This is a genomic window from Pseudobutyrivibrio sp. ACV-2 (assembly GCF_900107545.1).
Lineage (GTDB): Bacteria > Bacillota > Clostridia > Lachnospirales > Lachnospiraceae > Pseudobutyrivibrio.
Window position 1 is genome coordinate 26,395 of record NZ_FNQZ01000022.1, and the last position, 7,395, is coordinate 33,789.

The following is a 7,395-nucleotide window of genomic DNA, read 5'->3' on the forward strand; positions in this document are numbered from 1 at the left end:
GTTTTACAGAAAATCTTATTTCTCTTCCTGCACTAAATAGATTGGTCTATGTTTTGTTTCCAAATATGCCTTGGCAAGGTACTGCCCCAAAACACCCATGCAAAGCAACTGGATGCCAGAAACAAGCAATATAATACAAACCATTGATGGCCAACCGCTGGTAGGATCACCAAGAATTAACGTCTTTACGATAATCACGATGATAAAAATAAATGCAACAAGACACATGATTACACCAAACACTGATGCCATGATAAGTGGTGCTGTAGAGAAAGCTACAATGCCATCGATGGCATATATGAATAACTTCCAGAAGGACCATTTAGTCTCTCCTGCAACACGCTCCACATTTTCAAACTCCAACCACTTGCTTTTGAAGCCAACCCATCCAAAGATACCCTTTGAGAAACGGTTGTACTCACCCATAGCAAGGATGGCATCAACAACCTTTCTGGTCATCATCTGATAATCACGGGCTCCATCCACGATATCAGCGCTGGAGATTTTATTCATAAGTCTGTAAAACTTTCTTGCAAACCATGAACGAATAGGTGGCTCACCCTTTCTGTCCACACGTCGGGTAGCAACACGCTCATACTCACCTGACTCAATGTAAGAAAGCATCTCTGGAAGCATGGCTGGTGGATCCTGTAAATCAGCGTCCATGATTACCACATAATCACCTGTAGATTTCTGAAGACCTGCAAAAATTCCTGCCTCCTTGCCAAAATTTCTTGAAAAAGATACATAATGTACTCGTTCATCTCTATCATGAAGCTGTCGCAATACCTCAAGTGTATTATCACGGGAACCATCGTCTACAAAAATAAACTCCAGCTCTACCGAAGCAAGCTTATCCTCCATCCCATGTACTGTATCATAAAAAATAGGAGCTGATTCCTGCTCATTGTAGCAAGGAACAACTATTGATAACTTCTTATTAATCATTACTATATTTCCTCTTCCAAGTTATTGTAATTCTTCTCCATCCTTAGTAATAATGCTATCTACTATATAAATTGGTCTTCCCTTTACCTCAGCAAAAATAATAGAAAGATACTCTGATATAAATCCCAGAATTGTAAATAGGACACCATCATCAGGATATGCCGGCATTTACTGATTTAACACCTTTATCATCTCATCACCTACTTGTGCAGTGTAATGACTCTCATCTATAAAATGACTATGATCCTCTTTAGTTCCATTCAAGTAACTGAAATCAATCACTTCTGTAAACTCACTAATTTTATCTATAAATTCCTCATATCCATTGTCTATAGCATCCTGGTAAGCCATTGCAGTCATTGGATTAGTGAACACAACGAAATCTATATCATACTCATTACATAACTGATTCATCTCAGCAATATTGTCAACTGCTTCATCAATTTCATAAGTCGTCCCTTTTGTAACACCTTCATGGGTCCAATCATAGCTAGATTGATAATCATAATCTGCCCACCAGCCATATTCATATATTTCCGCTACTCCTGGTGCTTCCACTCCTGAAGTAATAATCGACAATGATTTAACAGAATTAATTAAACTAAAATAATGGTCAGCAAAATTTTGAAAATCTGATTTTAAATATTCATAACTTGCTCTTGCTGCCTCGTTATTATGTAATGTTGCATCGACAGTATATGATAGGGTATCAATACCTATATACACACGTTTCGGCCTAATACCAGCTTTTAACATAGTCTTTAGGTTTGCCAAATTTTCTGAAGGCGTCCCCATAGAGTAAGTCATATTATAACAATCGACCCCATCTATTTTCTCTGTATGAATTGCTCCAACTCTGGATGAACCAAATAAAAAAGCATCGTACTTATTTGGATTATTAAGTATGTAGCTCATCTTAATATAATTTTTATTAGGTTCCACTCCATTATTCCTTGCATTTTTCCAATGAAAAACATTATATGGATCAACCATTATTGGAACTCCTACCATTAATACTAAACAAAAACATAAATATGGAATTATTTTAAATATAAATTTTTTCAAGCAATAACCTCTTTAACCAAAGTATAGTTAAAAATTAAAATATACGAATTGTGCCTCACCAGAAGCCTTAAAAAGCATAATAAGTAAAAGCAAAAGCGCATAAACGCCATGACGGATTACTGGTGGCTTTGTAGATATTTTTTCAATTGTACCGCCATGAATATCATAGTAATCATATATTAAAAGAAGTAATATCGATATTGAAATCGTAATATACTTGCTTCCACCAAGACCAATTCCATTTATAACAAATGTCGTTGGGATTCCTATACCAGCAAATGCATGAGAAAGAATGTAGAATGCTTGACCAAAGTTGTCTGCTCTAAAAAATACCCATGCGATACTACATAGGATAAAAACAATTACAACCGATAGAACTCGCCCAAATCTTTTTGCTTTAAAAGCGGCAATCTGCTGATAAAATATCTTCTCAAGCACTTGAAGAACACCATGAATCGCCCCCCATACTACAAAAGTCCAATTTGCACCATGCCACAATCCACTTACTAGAAATGTTATGAGTAAATTTCTGTAATTTTTTACTTTAGAGCAACGATTCCCTCCAAGAGGAATATACAAGTAATCCCTAAACCAAGTCGATAATGAAATGTGCCATCTACCCCAGAATTCTTTAATACTTTTTGAATAATATGGACACTTAAAATTTATCATCAAATCATATCCAAATAGTTTAGCCACACCTATAGCAATATCAGTGTATCCAGAAAAATCACAATATATCTGTATAGAGTAGAAGAGAATAACTAATAAGAAATCAATTCCTTTGTGTGCATACACATCGCCATATACTGTATCTACATAAGTTGCCAAGACATCGGCTATACAAAGTTTCTTAAAAAAGCCCCACGCCATTAACTTCATTCCGTAAGTAGCTTTTTCGTAATCAAATATTTTTTCTTTTTTTATCTGTGGCAATAATGAATCAGCTCTTCCAATAGGTCCTGACATTATCTGTGGAAAGAAGGATACAAATAATGCGTAGATACCAATATTTTTTTCAGGTTCAATCTTTCCGTTATACACATCAGCCATATAACCTATTGTTTGAAATGTATAAAAAGAAATGCCAGCCGGTAACACTAGTGTCAACGTAGTTGGATGAATACGGATTGAAAAGGCGTTAAAAACTTCAACTACAGAATTTGAAATGAAATTCAGGTATTTAAAAACAACAAGTACCGACAGAGTCATTAAAACTGCTATCACAAGAATAAAATTCTTTACTTTACTAGTCTTAGATATATATATTAGTCTGGCTGCCGTATAGGAAACTACTGAAGTAAACATTAGTATTAAAATATATTTCACATTCCAACTCATATAAAAATAGTAGCTGGCAACCAGAAGTACTGTCCATCTATATTTATTGGGTATAGACCAATAGATTACAAATAAAATTGTTAAAAAAAGTGCAAACGTCACTGAGTTAAATAGCAATTAGTTCTCCTCCACTATATAAATGAAATAATTTTCTGTTCATTAATTAATTTCCTTTAAACTATTGTAACTCTTCTCCTTCCTTGGTAATGACACTATCAACTGTATATATCGGTCTACCCTTAACCTCTGCAAAAATTATTGCTAAGTACTCTGATATAAATCCAAGAATCATAAACAGAACACCAAACATAAAACACAAAACAACTATGATTGTAGAATAGCCACTAGGTACATTTCCCAAAAAATACTGCACTATAGAATAAATTAAAAGAATAAATGCCATACACAAAGAAAACACTCCCGCGTATATTCCCATTTTTAGTGGAACATCTGAAAAGTTGCATATCGCATTCAATGATAACTTTAGTAAGGCTTTTAAATTATAATTGCTTACTCCAGCTACTCTAGCACTTGCTTCAAATTCCTGTGTAGTTTTTTTAAACCCAACATTCTGAACATAGCCTCGTAAAAACCGTACTCGCTCTCGATAATCGTTTTTTAGTACTAATCCTACTCTCCTCGAAATAGCGAAAAAATCTGAAGAGTTATTCTCAAATCGTGTTTTACCAGACATTGCATTCATCACGCGATAAAAGGCCGCTGAAGTTATCCGTTTAAATATACCCGCATCGGCTCTTGATGTACGAATCATTGATATGACATCATATCCAGCATCAAGCTTTTCAATAATTCCTGTTATTGCCTCTGGTGGATGTTGCAAATCAGCATCCATACATACTATTCCGTCACCATTCGCATAATCTATTCCTGCAATCATAGCGGCCTCATGCCCTCTATTAGCAGCGAAATTGATTATTTTGACTTCCCCATCTAACGCGGCAAATTCTTTTAAATATTCTAAACTTTTGTCTCTACTTCCATCATTTACAAAAATAAGTTCGTAATCCCATCCTGTCTCTTCTGTTATACCCGTCAAAACAGATTTTGTATGTTTATAAAATTGGCGTATACCTGATTCCTCATTATATACAGAAACAACAATCGAAATTTTTTTTCTCATCTTTATTCTCCAAGCTTAACTATTACACGATCATCTACAATTGCAATGGCTCCATCTTTAGGATATGTTGGCATGTCTTTTACAAAATATTCAGATGCAACCGTACCATCATCCTCTATTAGGTTATCATTTCCAAACCCCAAGTGTTCTTGCATAAAATATCTAGCCCCCCCATAGGCAATTATGTCTGTAAATCGCGGGAATTTCTCAAGCTTTATTGCCTCTAATTGATCATCAGCATCTATCTTTGCATTAGTAGCATCCTCAAGTTTATCCCATCCTACAAAGACTATTTCCATATCATCATCAAAACCGTCAGTAGCCTTTATATTAGCAACAAGCTCTGTAAAATATGCAGTAGCTTGCTCCACAGCAATCTCACCTTTCATATAGGCGGCATTGTCCATATATGTATATCCAACTAAAAGTATTACCAAGGATAATATCTGCAACCATGTGCTCATAGAAATTAATTTAGTAGTAAATCCATACGAGTCCCCTATTTGTTCGAGCCATTCTATCATAAGGAGTGGCAGAATAAAAATAAATATATTCCCATATAGCATCAACGTATCCACCTGATACTCATCACTAGTAGACAAAATATATACAACGTTCATTGCCAATGGCAAAAGTGCCAATCCAACCATCGAAAGACATTTTGTTAATGTATTTTGGTTGGCATTTATAACTGCATACACAATTTGCATAATAACAACTATCACAATAATAGCTGTAAATACTCTCTGATAAAGAGTTGCATTGATTCCTTCCTGCGAAAAAGAAAAAAATTCCTGATATGCTATGACTAATCTTTTGGGAAATAATGCTACTGTATATCCATCGCTCATTCCTTTATATTCTACAGCTTCTATACCTTTTAGATTTAATGTTATTTTTCGCATAATAGCCCATATACCTAGCCCAACAATTAACTGACACAGTGCTATAACTCCATGTAGAATATATTCTTTTATGGATGTGATTTTGCCATTAATAACATCCATAAACATAGTCAATAAAAATAATCCAATCGTAACCGCAAAAAATGCCTGATATAACCCTAGGCTTATGGACAAAATCGCTGCTGATGCTACAAAATACCCTATCGAAAGTTTTTTTCGCAATATATATACTGTATAGACAGATAAAAACAATGCTAAAAAATATTCCCACGCTGTAAACATAAAAGAAAAAATACTTGTCACTACCGGATACGCAACCATGATCATCCCAATATAAGATGCCCATACTTTATTTCTTACATTAAATAATTCAATAATTAGCATTGCAGACAAAGCTATAAATATCATCGATAATAGCCCATTAAAAACCGGCACTGCAAAAAGCTTTGTAGTCTTCATCTGAAAATCATATATAAAGCCAAGTGCCCATCTTCCAGATTCATATGTTCCTCCTAATGAAAATAAACATGCTGCATTATCATGATATGAAATGCGGTTAAACAATGCATATCCATGTGCTATAAGGCCTAAAACCATAGTTGCAATAAATGTGATACGCTGTTGCTCAGAAAAATGTTCTTGCACACATTCAAAAAGTTTTTCTATTTTACTTGAATAATTCACTAGTATTATCCCTCACCTATTTCCCAAAGATTTAACATCGTAAAACCATTTTCTATCTTGGTATTCAATTTCATCTACATATTCAGATTTAAATCAAACTCTTCTTGCTCAGCAGCATCTTAAGTTAATACAAAACATATACTATTTAGCTTTTTACGAAATATTTTTATTCATTTTATTTGTCATTGTATTTAATCACGCTTCTTATTACATATTGCGGAGAATTATTCATATTAATATACATACGTCCTATGTACTCACCAATGAGTCCCAAAACCAATAAGATTAGCCCCCCCAATATCAACATAACAGAAATAGTTGAACTCCATCCAAGCATTCTGGTAGGGTCTACTAATTTACGGACTACAACAATTATCGCATATACAAATCCAATGAGCGCTATCAAAGACCCTCCATAAGATGCAACTCTAAGTGGCAAAATAGAAAATGAAGTAAATCCATTCATCCAAAGACCAAGAAGCTTTTTCATGCTATAACCGGATTCTCCAACCATTCGCTCTCTATGATTTACTTCTACATTACAAATACTTTTTGTACTTCTAAGAACCAATCCAATTACATAAGGGTACGCGCCCTTGTAATTGAGCATTTCATCTACGATAAATCTTTTTGCAGCAAAATAGCTTGAAACGTAGAGTTCCTTTGGCTTGTTTAGCATGGTTTCCGTCATTTTTTTGTTGACCCAGCTACCAAAGTTTCTAAACCCAGAATGCTGTTTGTGCTTGTACTCGGCATAAACAACATCATAGCCTTCATCTATTTTGTCCAGAAGCTTGTCTACCTCGTCAGCAGGTGTCTGACCATCATCATCCAGGCATACAACTACATCACCTGATACAAAGCTGAATCCAGCCATCAAAGCTGCGTGCTGACCAAAGTTTTTAGCATGGTCTATTCCAATGATATTTTCATTGTCTGCACAGAGCCTACGAATAACACTTAGTGTGCCATCAGGCGAACAGTCATTGACCAAAATGATTTCGTAAGTATGCTCTGTCATTTGCTGCATTTTATTTTGTATTTCGCTTACTACTATTTCCAGAGTTTTTTCAGATCTATAGCATGGTATTACAAAAGAAACTTTCATTTTCTGCACCTTCAATCCTTATATCTAGCCATAAAAATCACGTCATGATAGAGTCCATCTATACAAACATCGTCATGGAATAATCCCTCTTTTACAAACCCTGCATGCTCATAGGATTTGTATGCTCGAATGTTGTCAGATAAAACTCTTAAATATATTTTATGCATACTCAAATGTGAAAAAGCATAGTCTACTATAAGTTC

The 7,395-nt window shown here is 34.7% G+C and carries 8 protein-coding genes; all 8 read right to left on the reverse strand.

Annotation, left to right across the window (positions count from 1 at the left end; all coding sequences use genetic code 11):
• Positions 1 to 15: 15 nt before the first annotated feature.
• Positions 16 to 948, reverse strand: coding sequence for a glycosyltransferase family 2 protein (locus tag BLV53_RS15215; protein WP_090302424.1), 933 nt, complete (start codon positions 946 to 948; stop codon positions 16 to 18).
• Positions 949 to 969: 21 nt separating this feature from the next.
• A complete protein-coding gene (locus tag BLV53_RS17140) occupies positions 970 to 1,116 on the reverse strand; it encodes a hypothetical protein (RefSeq protein WP_170830899.1) in 147 nt (48 codons plus the stop codon).
• On the reverse strand, positions 1,117 to 2,013 hold the full coding sequence (locus BLV53_RS15220) for a hypothetical protein (RefSeq protein WP_139298985.1): 897 nt from the start codon (positions 2,011 to 2,013) through the stop codon (positions 1,117 to 1,119). It lies immediately after the preceding gene.
• Between the two features lie 27 nt (positions 2,014 to 2,040).
• Complete coding sequence (locus tag BLV53_RS15225; protein ID WP_090302428.1) at positions 2,041 to 3,471, reverse strand: MBOAT family O-acyltransferase; 1,431 nt, start codon at positions 3,469 to 3,471, stop codon at positions 2,041 to 2,043.
• A 61-nt stretch (positions 3,472 to 3,532) separates the two neighbouring features.
• Complete coding sequence (locus BLV53_RS15230; protein WP_090302430.1) at positions 3,533 to 4,495, reverse strand: glycosyltransferase family 2 protein; 963 nt, start codon at positions 4,493 to 4,495, stop codon at positions 3,533 to 3,535.
• 2 nt (positions 4,496 to 4,497) lie between these two features.
• Positions 4,498 to 6,084: a glucosyltransferase domain-containing protein gene (locus BLV53_RS15235; RefSeq protein ID WP_090302432.1), complete on the reverse strand. Its 1,587-nt coding sequence runs from the start codon at positions 6,082 to 6,084 to the stop codon at positions 4,498 to 4,500.
• A 175-nt stretch (positions 6,085 to 6,259) separates the two neighbouring features.
• Positions 6,260 to 7,192, reverse strand: coding sequence for a glycosyltransferase family 2 protein (locus tag BLV53_RS15240; protein WP_090302434.1), 933 nt, complete (start codon positions 7,190 to 7,192; stop codon positions 6,260 to 6,262).
• An 11-nt stretch (positions 7,193 to 7,203) separates the two neighbouring features.
• Positions 7,204 to 7,395 (reverse strand): GNAT family N-acetyltransferase (locus tag BLV53_RS17245; protein WP_139298986.1); only part of this gene is annotated, 192 nt, incomplete at its 5' end.